Here is a 15,664-nt window from a genome sequence, read left to right as displayed (position 1 = left end):
GATCGGTTCAGGAATACCTGAGCGCATGCGCCGGCTCGATCTTCGCGGCCCGATACGCCGGGTAAATCGTCGCCAGGAAGCTCAGCACAAACCCCGCCGAGCAAATCAGCAACACATCGCCACCTTGCAGTTCGGAAGGCAAGTTGCTGACAAAATACACATCCGAACTGAAGATATGCTGCCCGCTCACCCGCTCCAGCCAGCCCACCAGTTCGCTCACGTTCAGCGCCGCAATCACGCCCAGCACGCCGCCGATCAGGGTGCCGACCACGCCGATCACCGTGCCCTGCACCATGAAGATCGCCATGATCTGCCGAGGCGTGGCGCCGATGGTGCGCAGGATCGCAATGTCCGCGCCCTTGTCGTTCACCACCATGATCAGGGTGGCGATGATGTTGAAGGCGGCCACCGCGACAATCATCAGCAGCAACAGGCCGATCATGGTCTTTTCCATCTTCATCGCACTGAACAGGCTGCCCTGGGTGTGGGTCCAGTCGTCGGCCTTATACGCCGCGCCGAGGCTGGCGGCGATGTCCGCCGAAACCTTCGGCGCCGCGTACAGGTCGGTCAGCGCCAGGCGCACGCTCTGCACCTGGTTGGGTTGCCAATGCTGTATTTCGGCCGCATCGGCCATGTTGATCAAGGCCATGGAACCGTCCAGCTCGGCGCCCACCTTGAAGATACCCACCACGTTCAAACGCTGCATACGTGGAGTGATGCCGCCCGGCGCGGTGCTGATTTCCGGCACGATCAAGGTCAGTTTGTCGCCCACATTGAGGCGGAAGCGGCGTGCGGTGATGTCGCCGATCACCACTCCGAACTCACCGGGCTTCAGGTCTTCCAGTTTGCCGCGCACGATGTGCTTGGCCACGATCGACACCTTGCCTTCCTGGGCCGGGTCGACGCCGCTGATCTCAATCGGCTGCATGGCGCCCTTGTAGGAGAACATGCCGTCCATCTGAGTGAAGGGTACCGCCGCCGTCACTTGCGGGTTCTTCATCGCGGCAGCGGCCACCGGCTGCCAGTCATCAATCGGCTTTACGCCGACGATGGTGGCGTGGGGCACCATGCCAAGGATGCGCGAGCTCATTTCGCGCTGGAAGCCATTCATCACCGAGAGCACCACGATCATCGCCAATACGCCCAAGGCGAGGCCGATCATGGAGGTCATCGAGATAAACGAGACAAAACGGTTGCGGCGTTTGGCGCGGGTATAGCGCGTGCCGATGAAAATCGATAACGGTCTGAACATTCGCGTGCACCGCCTGAAAAAATAAAAAAGCCCGGCCTCGAAAAACCGGGCTTGCAGCCACTCAGATAGCGACCAGATGACCTTCCTGCAAATGCAGTACGCGGTCCATCTGACGGGCCATGCTCATGTCATGGGTCACCACCAGGAACGCGGTGCGCATCTGGGTGCTCAGCTCCAGCATCAAGTCCTTGATGCCCTGGGCGGTGTGGGAGTCGAGGTTGCCGGTGGGCTCGTCGAGCATCACCAGGCCTGGGTTGTTCACCAGCGCACGGGCGATGGCCACACGCTGGCGCTCACCACCGGACAGCTCGGCCGGCTTGTGCTCCAGGCGATGGCCGAGGCCGACGCGCTCCAGTAAGGCGGTGGCACGCTGGCGCGCCTCGGGGATCGCGGTCTTGCCGATCAGCAGCGGCATGCACACGTTTTCCAGGGCGGTAAATTCCGGCAGCAGGTGGTGAAACTGGTACACAAAACCCAACGAGCGGTTGCGCAACTGGCCACGGGCCTTTTCACCGAGGGCCGAGAGTTCTTCACCGGCCAGCCACACGCTGCCCTGGGACGGCGTGTCGAGGCCACCCAACAGGTTCAGCAAAGTGCTTTTGCCGGAACCGGAACTGCCGACGATCGCCACGCGCTCGCCCGGGTGCAGTTCAAGTTGCAGGTTGGCCAGCACGACCACCGATTCCGGGCCTTCCTCGTAGGATTTGCCCAGGTTGCGGCAGCTCAGGATTGCTTTTTCACTCATGCCCGATTCACTCATAACGTAATGCCTGTGCTGGCTGGGTACGTGCCGCGCGCCAGGCTGGATACAGGGTGGCAAGGAAACTCAGGACCAACGCGGCACCGCCCACCATCAACACGTCCTGGGCCTGAACCTGGGACGGCAAGTAGTCGATGAAGTAGACGTCGGCGTTGAGGAATTTGTGACCGAGCACTTTTTCAAGCAGGGCGATGGCGGCGCTGACATTCAACGCGGCGAGAATGCCGACGGCGGTACCGATCAGGGTGCCGACCACGCCGATCACGGTGCCCTGCACCATGAAGATCGCCATGATCTGCCCCGGCGTGGCGCCCAGGGTGCGCAGAATGGCGATGTCGCCCTTCTTGTCGTTCACCACCATCACCAGCGTGGAGATAATGTTGAAGGCGGCCACGGCGACGATCAGCAACAGCAGCAGGCCGATCATGGCTTTTTCCATGCGGATGGCCTGGTACAGGTTGCCGTGGGTGCGGGTCCAGTCGCGGGCGTAGTACTGGGATTCGCCCAGGTGCTGGGCGATTTCCCAGGCACCGCGCGGCGCGTCGAACAGGTCGTTGAACTTCAGGCGCAGGCCCTGCACCTGGTCCGGCTGCCAGCGGTGCAGGCGGGCCAGGTCCGTGAGGTTGGTCAAGCCGAGGTAGCCGTCGATCTCGCCGGCGCCCACGTGAAAGGTGCCGACCACGGTAAACCGCTTCATGCGCGGGAACATGCCGGCCGGGGTCACGGTGACCTCCGGCGCGACGAAGGTCAGCTTGTCGCCCACGCTTACGCCGAGCTTGGCCGCGGCCTTGTCGCCGATGATGATGCCGAAGCTGCCGGGCGCCAGGTCATCGAGTCGGCCCTGCAGCATGAACTTGTCGATGATCGAGACATTGCGCTCCTGGGCCGGGTCGACGGCATTGAGCAGGATTTTCTGCACCTTGCCGTCATTGGTGAGCAGCCCCTGCATCTGGGTAAACGGCGCAACGGCCAGCACCTTGGGGTTCTGCTTGACCTTGGCGGCCAGGCTTTGCCAGTCGCTGATGGGCGCATCGCCCTCGATGGTCGCGTGGGGCACCATGCCCAGCACGCGGGTGCGCATCTCATGATCGAAGCCGTTCATCACCGACAGCACCACGATCATCACGACCACGCCCAGGGCGAGACCGATCATCGAGGTCAGGGAAATGAACGACACAAAATGATTGCGACGCTTTGCACGGGTATAACGCGTGCCGATAAATACGAAGAGAGGTCTGAACATGTCGGGGCTTGTTCGGAGGAAAAGAAGACGTCCCGGTGGCGGGGTCTGATCAGCAGCTTTACACTCAGACCATTACCGTTACCTGGGGTTCGCCATGTCGACATTAGATGAAGAAGAGCGCCGCGAATACTACCGTATCGACGACATGATCGCACTCCAAATCAAAAGCCTGTCGGCGCCCGACGCGGCGAGCAAGGAAGTGTTGCTGGATGATTCGCCGCTGTTCAATCTGCTCAGTGAATTGCACCTCAGCGAGTTCGAAGCCCAGCACCTGCTGCGCCAGATCAACGAAAAAGACCGCAGCCTGGCGGCGTTCCTCAAAGTGCAGAACAAGCGCCTGGACCTGCTCAGCCAAGTCATGGCCCGCGGGCTGCTCAACGAGGTGGGCGCGCCGCAGCCGGTGATCCTGTCCGAAGGCGGCATCGACTTTCAGCACCCTGCCCCGCTCGCGCCCGACACGCACCTGGCGGTCAAGCTGGTGCTGATGCCCCAGGCGCTCGGCCTGCTGCTGCGCGCGCGGGTGACCCATTGCGATCCCAAGGGCGACGGCTTTGACGTGGGCACGGAATTCGAATCCATGACCGACGCCCAACGCCAACTGCTGGCACGTTACATCCTGCAGAAACAGGCCCAGGAACGCCGCCTGGCGCGAGAACAAAGCGACGATCTCTGAATGCGTATTCACGACGCCAGCCATCCTGGCGCAAAGGAGCAACTGTGACCCTGATTTACGGCCATCGCGGTGCCAAAGGCGAAGCACCGGAAAATACCCTGACCAGCTTTCAGGAATGCCTCAAGCACGGCGTACGCCGCTGCGAACTGGACCTGCACCTGTCCATGGACGGCGAACTGATGGTCATCCACGACCCTACCCTCAAGCGCACGGCCGACCGACGCGGCAAAGTCGTCGAGTACTCGGCAGCCGACCTGGTGAAGATGGATGCGCGCAAAGGCGGCCCGGGCTGGGTCAGCCCTTGCCCGATCCCGCGCCTGGAAGAGTTGTTCGAAAAGTGCGACTTCGATCACTGGCAGCTGGAAGTCAAAAGCGCTTCGCGTACCCGCGCCGCCACCACCGTGCTGGCGATCCGCGAGATGGCCGTGCGCTTTGGCCTGATGGACAAAGTCACCGTCACCTCAAGTTCGCGGGAAGTGCTCAAAGCGGCGATTGAACTGACCCCCGACCTGTCACGCGGACTGGTGGCCGAATACGCCTGGCTCGACCCACTGAAGGTCGCGCAGAACTATAGCTGTGAGTACCTGGCGTTGAACTGGACGTTGTGCACCCCCGAGCGGCTGGAAAAAGCCCAGCGCCAGGGTTTGCATGTATCCGTATGGACGGTCAACGAACCTGCGCTGATGCGCAGGCTCGCCGACTTCGGCGTAGATAGCCTGATTACAGACTTTCCCGGTTTGGCCACTGCCACCCTCGGGAATTACTGAAATCGGTCTCCCCGGCCGGCTCAGGCCACCGGCCGGAGCCGCTCAAAAAAGCCGGTTGAGGCCGTCGTAGGCCGCTACCCGATAGGCTTCGGCCATGGTCGGGTAGTTGAACGTGGTGTTGACGAAATACTTGAGCGTATTCAGATCACCCGGCTGGTTCATGATCGCCTGGCCAATGTGCACGATCTCCGACGCCTGGTAGCCGAAGCAATGCACGCCGAGCACTTCCAGGGTTTCGCGGTGGAACAGGATCTTCAGCATGCCCTGGGGCTCACCGGCGATCTGCGCACGCGCCATGCTCTTGAAGAACGCCTTGCCCACTTCGTACGGCACCTTGGCCTTGGTCAGTTCGTGCTCGTTCTTGCCGATCGAGCTGATCTCGGGAATCGTGTAGATGCCGGTCGGCACGTCGTTCACGTAGCGCCAGCTGCCGTTGTCGACAATGCTGCCGGCCGCCGAACGGCCCTGGTCATGGGCGGCGCTGGCCAGGCTTGGCCAGCCGATCACGTCACCGGCGCCGTAGATGTTGGTCACGCAGGTGCGGTAGTTCTCGTCCACCTCGATCTGGCCACGGCTGTTGACCTTGACCCCGATGTTTTCCATGCCCAGCTTGTCGGTGTTGCCGGTACGCCCGTTGCACCACAGCAAGGCGTCGGCCTTGATCTTCTTGCCGGACTTGAGGTGCAGGATCACCCCGTTGTCCAGGCCTTCGACGCGCTCGTACTCTTCGTTGTGGCGCACGGTGATGTTGTTGTTGCTGAAGTGGTAGCTCAACGCCTGGGAAATTTCCGAGTCGAGGAAGCTCAGCAACTGGTCACGGTTGTCCACCAGCTCCACCAGTACACCCAGGCCGCTGAAGATCGAGGCGTATTCGCAGCCGATCACGCCGGCGCCGTAGATGATCAGCTTGCGCGGGGTGTGGCCCAGGCTCAGGATGGTGTCGCTATCGTAGATACGCGGGTGGTGGAAATCGATGTCCGCCGGGCGATACGGGCGCGAGCCGGTGGCGATGATAATGTGCTTGGCCACCAGTTTTTCGACCACGCCGTTGGCACAGACCACTTCGACGGTCTGCTCGTCGGCGAAGCTGCCGGTGCCGAAGAACAGGTCGACGCGGTTGCGGGCATAGAAGCCGGTGCGCGACGCGACTTGCTTGGAGATGACTTTCTCGGCGCTTTTCAACACGTCCGGAAACGAGAACCAGCGCGGCTCACCAATCGCCCGGAACATCGGGTTGGTGTTGAATTGCATGATCTGGCGCACGGAGTGACGCAACGCCTTGGACGGGATGGTACCCAGGTGGGTGCAGTTGCCGCCGACCTGGCGACGGCTGTCGACCATCGCCACCTTGCGCCCTGCCTTTGCAGCGTTCATCGCCGCGCCTTCTCCAGCCGGGCCGGAACCCAGTACCACCACGTCGTAGTTGTAGACAGCCATGCGTACTCCTCAGAACAGGCCAGGCGTACGGTTGGACGCCTGGCTAAATCATGCCGCGGCCAGCGGGCATGAAGGACAATTTGGCTCAAGTGTGTGAACCGGGGCACAGTCTATATAAGGCTCAACGCCGCGCACATTAACCCTTGGTCGCGTCGTAGGCCAGTGTTGCCATACTAACAGGGCGCAAATCAGCGTCGATTCAAGGATCAGCCATTATGCGACAACTCTTTATCGGTTTGATGCTGATGCTGTCGATCACGGCCCAGGCCAGTGATGTGGACCGACTCAAGCAGGCCGGCTTCCCCGCGCAGGTCGAGGGGTTGGCGCTGAAAAACCAGGCGGTGCTCAACTATCTCTGGGCGGATGTGTATGCGGCGGCGCTGTACGCGCCGGCGGATCTGACCGCAAGGCAAGCCTGGGACCAACAGAAAGCGTTGCGCCTGGTGCTGTATTACTTTCGCAACATCGATCGCGCGGATGTGATCAAGGCGGCCAGCGCCACCCTGGAACGCCAGCAAACCAATGCCGGCTTGAATCCGGAAATAGCCAGGCTGCACGCCCGCTTTCGGGATATTCGTAGCGGTGACCGCTATGCCCTGGATTTTCGCCCGGGCCGGGGTTTGAACCTGGAGATTAATGGTCAGGTGGTGTTCAGCAGTAGCGATGATGCACTGGCGAGGGCTTACCTGGGTATCTGGCTGGCACCTGAAGGGTTGTCTGATCAGTTGCGCGACAAGTTGCTGGATTGATGTGTCGGCTGCAGCACCGCCATCGGGGGCAAGCCCCCTCCCACAGTTTGATTTGCGAACACATACCAATGTGGGAGGGGGCTTGCCCCCGATGAGGCCCTCCCAGACACCACAAAACCCCCAGACATAAAAAAGCCCCGAACCAGTCGGGGCCTTTTCATTCAACACTCAGGCTTAGCGCGGAAACGCCGGCGGGTTGACCCCAGCCATGTCTTCCATCACGCGAACCACCTGGCAGCTGTAGCCGAACTCGTTGTCGTACCACACGTACAGCACAACGCGGTTGTCCTGGCTGATGGTCGCTTCAGCGTCCACCACACCGGCATGGCGCGAGCCGACGAAGTCGGTGGATACCACTTCCTGGGAATTGACGAAGTCGATCTGCTTGTGCAGATCGGAGTGCAGCGCCATGTAGCGCAGGTACTCGTTCATCTCTTCACGGGTGGCGGCTTTCTCAAGGTTCAGGTTGAGAATGGCCATCGACACGTTCGGCGTCGGTACACGGATCGCGTTACCGGTCAGCTTGCCGGCCAGCTCAGGCAGGGCCTTGGCGGCAGCGGTGGCGGCACCGGTCTCGGTGATCACCATGTTCAGCGCGGCGCTGCGGCCACGGCGGTCGCCCTTGTGGAAGTTATCGATCAGGTTCTGGTCGTTGGTGTACGAGTGAACGGTTTCGACGTGGCCGTTGACGATGCCGAACTTGTCATTCACAGCCTTGAGCACCGGCACGATGGCGTTGGTGGTGCAGGAAGCGGCGGACACGATCTTGTCGTCAGCGGTGATTTCGGCATGGTTGATGCCGTGCACGATGTTCTTGAGCTTGCCCTTGCCAGGCGCAGTCAGGACAACGCGGTCGACACCCGGGCAGGCCAGGTGCTGGCCCAGGCCTTCGGCATCACGCCATACGCCGGTGTTGTCCACCAGCAGCGCGTCCTTGATGCCGTACTGGGTGTAATCCACCTCGGACGGGTTCTTCGCGTAGATCACCTGGATCAGGTTACCGTTGGCGGTGATGGTGTTGTTTGCTTCGTCGATAACGATGGTGCCGTTGAACGGACCGTGTACCGAGTCGCGGCGCAACAAACTTGCGCGCTTGGTCAAGTCGTTCTCGGCGCCTTTGCGCACCACGATGGCCCGCAGGCGCAGGCCGTCGCCGCCGCCGGTTTTTTCGATGAGGATGCGCGCCAGCAGGCGGCCGATACGGCCGAAGCCGTAGAGCACCACGTCGGTGCCTTTGCGGGCAGCGGCGCTTTGCTGGCCGATCACCTCGGCCATTTCTTCACGCACGAACTGCTCGGCAGTGCGACCTGCGCCTTCCTTGCGGAATTTGTAGGCCAGCTTGCCCAGGTCGACCGAAGCCGCGCCGAGCTTGAGCTCGCTCATGGCCTTGAGCAGTGGGAATGTTTCGTGGACGGAGAGTTCGCTGTCGTCGGCAGAACGGTGGCGCGCAAAGCGGTGCGCCTTGAGAATCGCGATGACGGACTGGTTGATCAGGCTGCGGCCATAGATCGAGCTCACCACATTGTTATTGCGGTACAGCTGACCGATAAGCGGAATCATCGCTTCAGCGAGTGCTTCACGGTCGATCCATTCACCAAGACACTGGTCGGGCTTCTGAGTCACGGGAACCTTCCACATGTAGGGGCTGAAAAAAGGGGCTACATTATGTCGCCCGACTGACCGTTGAGCAATGCGCTACAGGCAACAAAAACCCCTTGCAAAAAAATACCACCGCGCTACAGCCCAGGAAATACGCGGGTTCCAGAAGGCCACCCATTTGACGAGCAGGCCGACTTGTCCGTAACCCTCCTAAACATTCGCGCATTTTGGCACTACATATTGAGTCAAAACCCACGATTGTTTGTCTTAGCCACTACATTTCCAACAAACCGTAATAGGCACAGTCAGCAACTGACAGGCGGCACCTCTGGCCGTTACAATTACCGACTTTGTCGCAACGCTTGGAGCTCAACCTTCCGTGCCCGTTCTGCGTCTACCGCTACTCCCTGCCGCGGCAGGTAAACAGCACTGGGGCAACCTGCCCGGTGCCGCCCTGAGCCTGGCCATTGCCGAGGCTGCCAGCGCAGCCAAGCGCTTTACCCTGCTGCTGACCGCCGACAGCCAAAGCGCCGAACGGTTGGAGCAGGAGCTGAGCTTCTTCGCCCCCGATTTGCCGGTGCTGCACTTTCCCGACTGGGAAACTCTGCCCTACGACCTGTTCTCGCCGCACCAGGACATTATTTCCCAGCGCATCGCCAGCCTGTACCGCCTGCCGGAACTGGCCCACGGCGTGCTGGTGGTGCCGATTACCACGGCATTGCATCGCCTGGCGCCGACCAAGTTCCTGCTCGGCAGCAGCCTGGTGCTGGACATCGGCCAGAAGCTTGATGTGGAGCAGATGCGCACGCGCCTGGAGGCCAGCGGCTACCGTTGCGTCGACACGGTGTACGAGCACGGTGAATTCGCGGTGCGCGGTGCACTGATTGATCTGTTCCCGATGGGCAGCAAGTTGCCGTATCGCATCGACCTGTTCGATGACGAAATCGAAACGCTGCGCACCTTCGACCCGGAAAACCAGCGTTCCATCGATAAGGTCGAGTCGATCAAGCTGCTGCCGGCGCGGGAATTTCCCCTGCAAAAAGACGCGGTCACGCGCTTCAAGGCGCGCTTTCGCGAGCGCTTCGATGTGGACTTCCGCCGTTGCCCGATCTTCCAGGACTTGAGCAGCGGGATTACGCCGGCCGGTATCGAGTACTACCTGCCGCTGTTCTTCGACGAAACCTCCACGCTCTTCGATTACCTGCCCCAGGACACCCAGGTGTTCTCGCTGCCGGGCATCGAGCAGGCGGCGGAAAATTTCTGGAACGACGTGCGCAACCGCTATGAAGAGCGCCGCGTCGACCCATCCCGACCTTTATTGCCCCCCGCCGAGCTGTTCCTGCCGGTGGAAGACTGCTTCGCGCGCCTGAAAAACTGGCCGCGCGTGGTCGCCAGCCAGCAGGATGTGGACGCCGGCAGCGGCCGCGAGCGCTTCCCCGCAGCGGCGCTGCCGGATTTGGCGATTCAGGCCAAAGCCACACAGCCGCTGGAGGCGCTGTCCAACTTCCTCGGCGACTTCCCCGGCCGCGTGCTGTTTACCGCCGAATCCGCCGGGCGTCGCGAAGTGCTGCTGGAGTTGCTGGAGCGCCTGAAGCTGCGCCCGAAAACCGTCGACAGCTGGCCGGATTTTGTAAAAAGCAACGAGCGCCTGGCAATCACCATCGCGCCGCTGGACGAAGGGCTGCTGCTGGATGACCCGGCCCTGGCCCTGATCGCCGAAAGCCCTTTGTTCGGCCAGCGCGTGATGCAGCGTCGCCGTCGCGAAAAACGCGCCGACGCCAATAACGATGCGGTGATCAAGAACCTCACCGAGCTGCGCGAAGGCGCGCCGGTGGTGCACATCGACCACGGCGTCGGCCGCTACCTCGGTTTGCAGACCCTGGAAATCGACAACCAGGCCGCCGAATTCCTCACCATGGAGTACGCCGAAGGCGCCAAGCTCTACGTGCCGGTGGCCAGCCTGCACTTGATCGCGCGCTACACCGGCAGCGACGACGCGCTGGCGCCCTTGCATCGCCTGGGCTCCGAGACCTGGCAGAAAGCCAAGCGCAAGGCCGCCGAACAGGTGCGCGACGTGGCCGCCGAACTGCTCGACATCTACGCCCGCCGCGCCGCCCGCGAAGGGTATGCGTTCGCCGACCCGAAAGCCGACTACGCCACCTTCAGCGCCGGCTTCGCCTTCGAAGAAACCCCGGACCAGCAAACCACCATCGAAGCCGTGCGCGCCGACATGCTCGCGCCCAAGCCGATGGACCGCCTGGTGTGCGGCGATGTGGGCTTCGGCAAGACCGAAGTGGCCATGCGCGCCGCCTTTATTGCGGTGCATGGCGGCAGGCAGGTGGCGATCCTGGTGCCGACCACCCTGCTCGCCCAGCAGCACTACAACAGCTTCCGCGACCGCTTTGCCGACTGGCCGGTGACGGTGGAAGTGATGAGCCGCTTCAAATCGGCCAAGGAAGTCAATGCCGCGATTGCCGACCTGGCCGAAGGCAAGATCGATATCGTGATCGGCACGCACAAGCTGCTGTCGGACGATGTGAAGATCAAAAACCTGGGCCTGGTGATCATCGACGAAGAACACCGCTTTGGTGTGCGCCAGAAGGAGCAACTCAAGGCCTTGCGCAGCGAAGTCGACATTCTTACGCTCACGGCAACGCCTATCCCACGCACGCTGAACATGGCCGTGTCGGGCATGCGCGACCTCTCGATCATCGCCACGCCGCCGGCGCGCCGCCTGTCGGTGCGCACCTTCGTGATGGAGCAGAACAAAAGCACGGTCAAGGAAGCGTTGCTGCGCGAATTGCTGCGCGGTGGCCAGGTGTATTACCTGCACAATGACGTGAAGACCATCGAGAAGTGCGCCGCCGACCTCGCCGAACTGGTGCCGGAAGCCCGCATCGCCATCGGCCACGGGCAGATGCGCGAGCGCGAACTCGAACAGGTGATGAGCGACTTCTACCACAAGCGCTTCAACGTGCTGATCGCCTCGACCATTATCGAGACCGGTATCGACGTACCGAGCGCCAACACCATCATCATCGAGCGCGCCGACAAGTTCGGCCTGGCCCAGTTGCACCAACTGCGCGGCCGCGTCGGGCGCAGCCACCACCAGGCCTATGCCTACCTGCTGACGCCGCCGCGCCAGCAAATTACCAGCGATGCGGAAAAACGCCTGGAAGCCATCGCCAACACCCAGGACCTGGGCGCCGGTTTTGTGCTGGCCACCAACGACCTGGAAATCCGTGGCGCCGGCGAACTGCTCGGCGACGGCCAGAGCGGGCAGATCCAGGCGGTGGGTTTCACGCTGTACATGGAGATGCTCGAACGCGCGGTGAAAGCCATTCGCAAGGGCGAGCAACCGAACCTCGATCAACCGCTGGGCGGTGGCCCGGAAATCAACCTGCGCCTGCCGGCACTGATTCCCGAAGACTACCTGCCGGATGTGCATGCGCGGCTGATCCTGTACAAGCGCATCGCCTCGGCCACCGACGAAGAAGGCCTCAAGGACCTGCAAGTGGAAATGATCGACCGCTTCGGCCTGTTGCCGGAGCCGACCAAGAACCTGGTGCGCCTGACCCTGCTCAAGTTGCAGGCCGAGCAGTTGGGCATCAAGAAGGTCGACGCCGGGCCGCAGGGCGGGCGTATCGAATTCGAAGCCCAGACGCCGGTGGACCCGTTGGTGCTGATCAAGCTGATCCAGGGCCAGCCCAACCGCTACAAGTTCGAAGGGGCTACGCTGTTCAAGTTCATGGTGCCGATGGAACGCGCCGAAGAACGCTTCAATACCCTGGAGGCGCTGTTTGAGCGCCTCATTCCGAAATCTGCTTGAAGGACGCCTCCATGCGCGTGTTCCGCATTCTGAGCCTGTTGTTGGTGGTACTCGCGCCTTCAGCCTTTGCCGACAGCCCCTACCAGGTGGAAATGATCTTGGTGCGCCAGAATGCGGAGCCGGTGATCAACAGCCGCGCCGCCCCGGAAAACTGGGATGGCGGTGCACCGCGCCTGGGCGAGCGCATGAGCCCGCCGCGCCTGGGTAACATCGTCGACAAGCTGCGCGCCGATTCCAACTACACCGTGCTCGCGCACAAAGCCTGGGAACAGAACCTGGGCGAGCAGCCGGTGCGGATCGCCATCACCGACGGCCAGGAGCAATTCGGCCAATTCCCGATTCAAGGCGTACTGAACCTGCAACTGGGACGTTTCACCGACATCGATGCCTACTTCTGGATCAACCAGTTCGACGCCAACGGCAGCGTGATCGCCAGCGAACACTTGAGCCAGAAAGAGGTGCGCACCAAGAACAACCAGCTCAATTACCTGGATGGCGGCCACCTGGCGCTGCTGATCAAGATCACCTCGCTGACCGCCAAGCCCCCCAGCGCACCACCGCCCGACCTGCAGGACTGATCCAGCGCCATGCCCCTGACGTCATCGCTGACCAAACCCCTGGCCCCGTCATGGGCCAATCGCTTCAAGGAGCAAAGCCTGGAGCGCGGGCGCCGTTATGCGCTGGAGAATCGGGTGCGCATCGTCGAGTCCGGCGACAGCACCATCACCGCCAGTTGCGAGGGTTCGGGCGGCAACGTGTACCGGCAAACCATCTCGTTGCGCGAATCGGCCAAGGGCATGCTGATCCTGGTGGACAGCCGCTGTACCTGCCCGGTGCACACCAATTGCAAACACATCGCGGCGGTGCTGCTCAAGGTCCAGGAAACCCTGGCCTACCCGGCGGCGGCCCAGGATGCCGAGCTGCTGGGCAAACTCCAGGCGGTACTGGACAATCGCGTGGTGCTGCCGCAGGTGGTCATGGAAGACGTGCGCCCCGTGCCGCGCCTGTGGCTGGCCAGCGTGGAGTTCAGCGCGTTCGAGCCGCGCAATGGCAAGATGCAGCGTTACATCCAGCATCGCGCGGCGCTGTCGTTCAACTACCAGGGCAATTACGTCAGCGGGCAAAAGAACGCCGACATCATCGTGCGCCAGGAAACCCAAAGCCTGCGCATCAAGCGCCATCCGGAGCTGGAACAACCGTATCGCGAGCAACTGCGCCTGCTCGGCTTCAAGATCGCCACGCGCCAGAGCAAGGCCCTGCCGGAGAGCGCCGGCGAACTGTTCGAGATGGTCAATGACAGCGCCTGGTTGAATTTCACCCTCAACGCATCCCCCGCGCTGCGGGCCGAAGGCTGGGAGTTGCAGATCGATGAAGACTTCGGTTTCGACCTGAGCCCCGTGGACGACTGGTACGCCAGCGTCGATGAAGCCCCCGAGCGTGACTGGTTCGACCTGGAGCTGGGAATTATCGTCAACGGCGAACGGCTGAGCCTGCTGCCGATCCTGCTCAACTTGATGCGCTCCCACACCGAGATCCTCAATCCGGAAAAACTCGCCCGACGTCGCGATGATGAACTCATCCTGGTGAATATTCCCGGCCTGCCCAACGGCCACGGTCCGCTGCAGGTGGCGCTGCCTTATGGGCGCTTGAAACCGGTGCTGGCGACCCTCGGCGAGTTCTACCTGCAGGAAGCCGGCACCACCACGTTGCGCCTGGCCAAGGCCGACGCGATCCGCCTGAACCCGCTGGAAGACCTGCCTCTGCAATGGGAAGGCGGCGAGAAGATCCGCAACTTTGCCCAGCGTCTGCGCGACATCAAGGATTTCACCTGCGTGGCGCCGGAAGGCTTGAACGCAACCTTGCGCCCTTACCAGTTGGAGGGCCTGAGCTGGATGCAGTCGCTGCGCCAATTGGAGGTGGGTGGAATTCTTGCGGATGACATGGGCCTGGGTAAAACCTTGCAGACCCTTGCGCATATTCTTACGGAGAAAGCCGCCGGGCGCCTGGACAGGCCGTGCATGGTGGTGATGCCCACCAGCCTGATCCCCAACTGGCTCGATGAGGCGGCGCATTTCACCCCGCAACTGAGGGTACAAGCGCTGTACGGTGCCGGGCGCAAGAAACATTTCGCCAACCTGCAGGACTACGACCTGCTGCTCACCACTTACGCCCTCCTGCCCAAGGACATTGAACAACTCGCCGCCCTGCCCTTGCACGTGCTCATTCTCGATGAAGCCCAATACATCAAGAATCCCACCAGCAAGGCGGCTCAAGCGGCCCGTGAGCTCAATGCACGGCAGCGCCTGTGCCTGAGCGGTACGCCGCTGGAAAACCACCTGGGCGAACTGTGGTCGCTGTTCCACTTCCTGCTGCCGGGCTGGCTGGGCGACGTGAAAAGCTTCAACCGCGATTACCGCGTGCCGATTGAAAAACGCGCCAGTGAAGTGCGACTGCAGCACCTCAACGGTCGGATCAAGCCGTTCCTGCTGCGCCGCACCAAGGAGCAGGTGGCCACGGAACTGCCGCCCAAGACCGAGATCATCCACTGGGTCGATCTTAATGAAGCACAGCGCGACGTGTACGAAACCATGCGCCTGGCCATGGATAAAAAAGTCCGCGATGAGATTACCCGCAAGGGCGTGGCCCGCAGCCAGATCATCATCCTTGAGGCACTGCTTAAACTGCGCCAGGTGTGCTGCGATTTGCGCCTGGTCAACGACGCCACCCTGCCCGCCCGTGGCAGCAGCTCGGGCAAGCTCGACAGCCTGATGCAGATGCTCGAGGAGTTGTTTGCCGAGGGGCGGCGGATTCTGCTGTTCTCGCAGTTCACCTCGATGCTGAGCTTGATTGAGGTCGAACTGAAGAAACGCGACATCGCCTACGCCTTGCTGACCGGCCAGACCCGTGATCGGCGCACACCGGTGAAGGACTTCCAGGGCGGCAAGCTGCAGATTTTCCTGATCAGCCTCAAAGCGGGCGGCGTCGGCCTGAACCTGACCGAAGCCGATACCGTGATCCACTACGACCCGTGGTGGAACCCCGCCACCGAAAACCAGGCCACCGACCGCGCGTATCGCATCGGGCAAGAGAAGCCGGTATTCGTGTACAAAATGATTGCCCGGGGCACGGTGGAGGAGAAAATCCAGCACTTGCAGAAGGAGAAGTCCGATCTGGCAGCGGGTGTGCTGGATGGGCGTACGACTGGGGACTGGCAGTTGGGTAATGAGGATATCGAGGCGCTGTTTGCGCCGTTGCCCAATAAACAGGAAAAACGCTGACTGTTGGATCGCCATCGGGGGCAAGCCCCCTCCCACATTTGTATGTATTAACAATTCAATGTGTGGGAGGGGGCTTG

Annotated in this window: 11 protein-coding genes; 6 read left to right on the top strand and 5 right to left on the bottom strand. The window is 61.8% G+C overall.

Annotation, left to right across the window (positions count from 1 at the left end; all coding sequences use genetic code 11):
* Positions 1-7 precede the first annotated feature (7 nt).
* The 3 genes from BFP93_RS13815 to BFP93_RS13805 all read right to left on the bottom strand — a co-directional run bounded on the left by BFP93_RS13815 (position 8) and on the right by BFP93_RS13805 (position 3,255).
* Positions 8-1,252, bottom strand: coding sequence for a lipoprotein-releasing ABC transporter permease subunit (locus BFP93_RS13815; RefSeq protein ID WP_065886353.1), 1,245 nt, complete (start codon positions 1,250-1,252; stop codon positions 8-10).
* A gap of 61 nt (positions 1,253-1,313) precedes the next feature.
* Positions 1,314-1,997: a lipoprotein-releasing ABC transporter ATP-binding protein LolD gene (lolD, locus tag BFP93_RS13810; RefSeq protein ID WP_167400612.1), complete on the bottom strand. Its 684-nt coding sequence runs from the start codon at positions 1,995-1,997 to the stop codon at positions 1,314-1,316.
* A 7-nt stretch (positions 1,998-2,004) separates the two neighbouring features.
* A complete protein-coding gene (locus tag BFP93_RS13805; RefSeq protein WP_065893540.1) occupies positions 2,005-3,255 on the bottom strand; it encodes a lipoprotein-releasing ABC transporter permease subunit in 1,251 nt (416 codons plus the stop codon).
* 94 nt (positions 3,256-3,349) lie between these two features.
* Here BFP93_RS13805 and BFP93_RS13800 point away from each other — a divergent pair, with 94 nt between their 5' ends.
* Both BFP93_RS13800 and BFP93_RS13795 read left to right on the top strand, forming a co-directional pair.
* On the top strand, positions 3,350-3,928 hold the full coding sequence (locus BFP93_RS13800; protein ID WP_065893539.1) for a PilZ domain-containing protein: 579 nt from the start codon (positions 3,350-3,352) through the stop codon (positions 3,926-3,928).
* A 44-nt stretch (positions 3,929-3,972) separates the two neighbouring features.
* Entirely contained in the window at positions 3,973-4,695 is a 723-nt protein-coding gene (locus BFP93_RS13795; RefSeq protein ID WP_065893538.1) for a glycerophosphodiester phosphodiesterase, read from the top strand.
* A gap of 42 nt (positions 4,696-4,737) precedes the next feature.
* Here the strand turns inward: BFP93_RS13795 and sthA are convergent, their stop codons facing one another.
* The gene (gene sthA / locus BFP93_RS13790; protein WP_065886348.1) at positions 4,738-6,132 is read right to left on the bottom strand and encodes a Si-specific NAD(P)(+) transhydrogenase; all 1,395 of its coding nucleotides are present in this window, start codon (positions 6,130-6,132) and stop codon (positions 4,738-4,740) included.
* A gap of 215 nt (positions 6,133-6,347) precedes the next feature.
* Here sthA and BFP93_RS13785 point away from each other — a divergent pair, with 215 nt between their 5' ends.
* Positions 6,348-6,881 carry a chalcone isomerase family protein gene (locus BFP93_RS13785; RefSeq protein WP_065893537.1) on the top strand — a complete coding sequence of 178 codons (534 nt, stop codon included), beginning with the start codon at positions 6,348-6,350 and terminating at the stop codon, positions 6,879-6,881.
* A 174-nt stretch (positions 6,882-7,055) separates the two neighbouring features.
* Here the strand turns inward: BFP93_RS13785 and BFP93_RS13780 are convergent, their stop codons facing one another.
* On the bottom strand, positions 7,056-8,519 hold the full coding sequence (locus tag BFP93_RS13780) for a glyceraldehyde-3-phosphate dehydrogenase (protein WP_065893536.1): 1,464 nt from the start codon (positions 8,517-8,519) through the stop codon (positions 7,056-7,058).
* Positions 8,520-8,859: 340 nt separating this feature from the next.
* Between BFP93_RS13780 and mfd the strand changes: the two genes are divergently transcribed.
* The 3 genes from mfd to BFP93_RS13765 are packed head-to-tail and all read left to right on the top strand — an operon-like array spanning position 8,860 to position 15,587.
* Positions 8,860-12,309 (top strand): transcription-repair coupling factor, encoded by a 3,450-nt coding sequence (gene mfd, locus BFP93_RS13775; RefSeq protein ID WP_065893535.1) that lies wholly within the window; start codon positions 8,860-8,862, stop codon positions 12,307-12,309.
* An 11-nt stretch (positions 12,310-12,320) separates the two neighbouring features.
* Positions 12,321-12,887, top strand: a complete 567-nt coding sequence (locus tag BFP93_RS13770) for a CsiV family protein (protein WP_065893534.1) — start codon at positions 12,321-12,323, stop codon at positions 12,885-12,887.
* A 9-nt stretch (positions 12,888-12,896) separates the two neighbouring features.
* Complete coding sequence (locus BFP93_RS13765) at positions 12,897-15,587, top strand: DEAD/DEAH box helicase (protein WP_065893533.1); 2,691 nt, start codon at positions 12,897-12,899, stop codon at positions 15,585-15,587.
* Positions 15,588-15,664: the final 77 nt, after the last annotated feature.

The sequence above is a fragment of the Pseudomonas sp. 44 R 15 genome (assembly GCF_900004965.1).
Lineage (GTDB): Bacteria > Pseudomonadota > Gammaproteobacteria > Pseudomonadales > Pseudomonadaceae > Aquipseudomonas > Aquipseudomonas orientalis_A.
The sequence above is the reverse complement of the archived record's forward strand: the minus strand, read 5'-3'. Positions and strand labels throughout refer to the sequence as shown.

What these genes read in the sequence shown, in the direction of transcription:
- BFP93_RS13800 (WP_065893539.1), top strand. Translation starts at nt 3,350, where the DNA reads ATGTCGACATTAGATGAAGAAGAGCGCCGCGAATACTACCGTATCGAC.
- BFP93_RS13770 (WP_065893534.1), top strand. Translation starts at nt 12,321, where the DNA reads ATGCGCGTGTTCCGCATTCTGAGCCTGTTGTTGGTGGTACTCGCGCCT.
- BFP93_RS13765 (WP_065893533.1), top strand. Translation starts at nt 12,897, where the DNA reads ATGCCCCTGACGTCATCGCTGACCAAACCCCTGGCCCCGTCATGGGCC.
- BFP93_RS13785 (WP_065893537.1), top strand. Translation starts at nt 6,348, where the DNA reads ATGCGACAACTCTTTATCGGTTTGATGCTGATGCTGTCGATCACGGCC.
- BFP93_RS13815 (WP_065886353.1), bottom strand. Translation starts at nt 1,252, where the DNA reads ATGTTCAGACCGTTATCGATTTTCATCGGCACGCGCTATACCCGCGCC.
- lolD (WP_167400612.1), bottom strand. Translation starts at nt 1,997, where the DNA reads ATGAGTGAAAAAGCAATCCTGAGCTGCCGCAACCTGGGCAAATCCTAC.
- BFP93_RS13780 (WP_065893536.1), bottom strand. Translation starts at nt 8,519, where the DNA reads ATGTGGAAGGTTCCCGTGACTCAGAAGCCCGACCAGTGTCTTGGTGAA.
- BFP93_RS13805 (WP_065893540.1), bottom strand. Translation starts at nt 3,255, where the DNA reads ATGTTCAGACCTCTCTTCGTATTTATCGGCACGCGTTATACCCGTGCA.
- sthA (WP_065886348.1), bottom strand. Translation starts at nt 6,132, where the DNA reads ATGGCTGTCTACAACTACGACGTGGTGGTACTGGGTTCCGGCCCGGCT.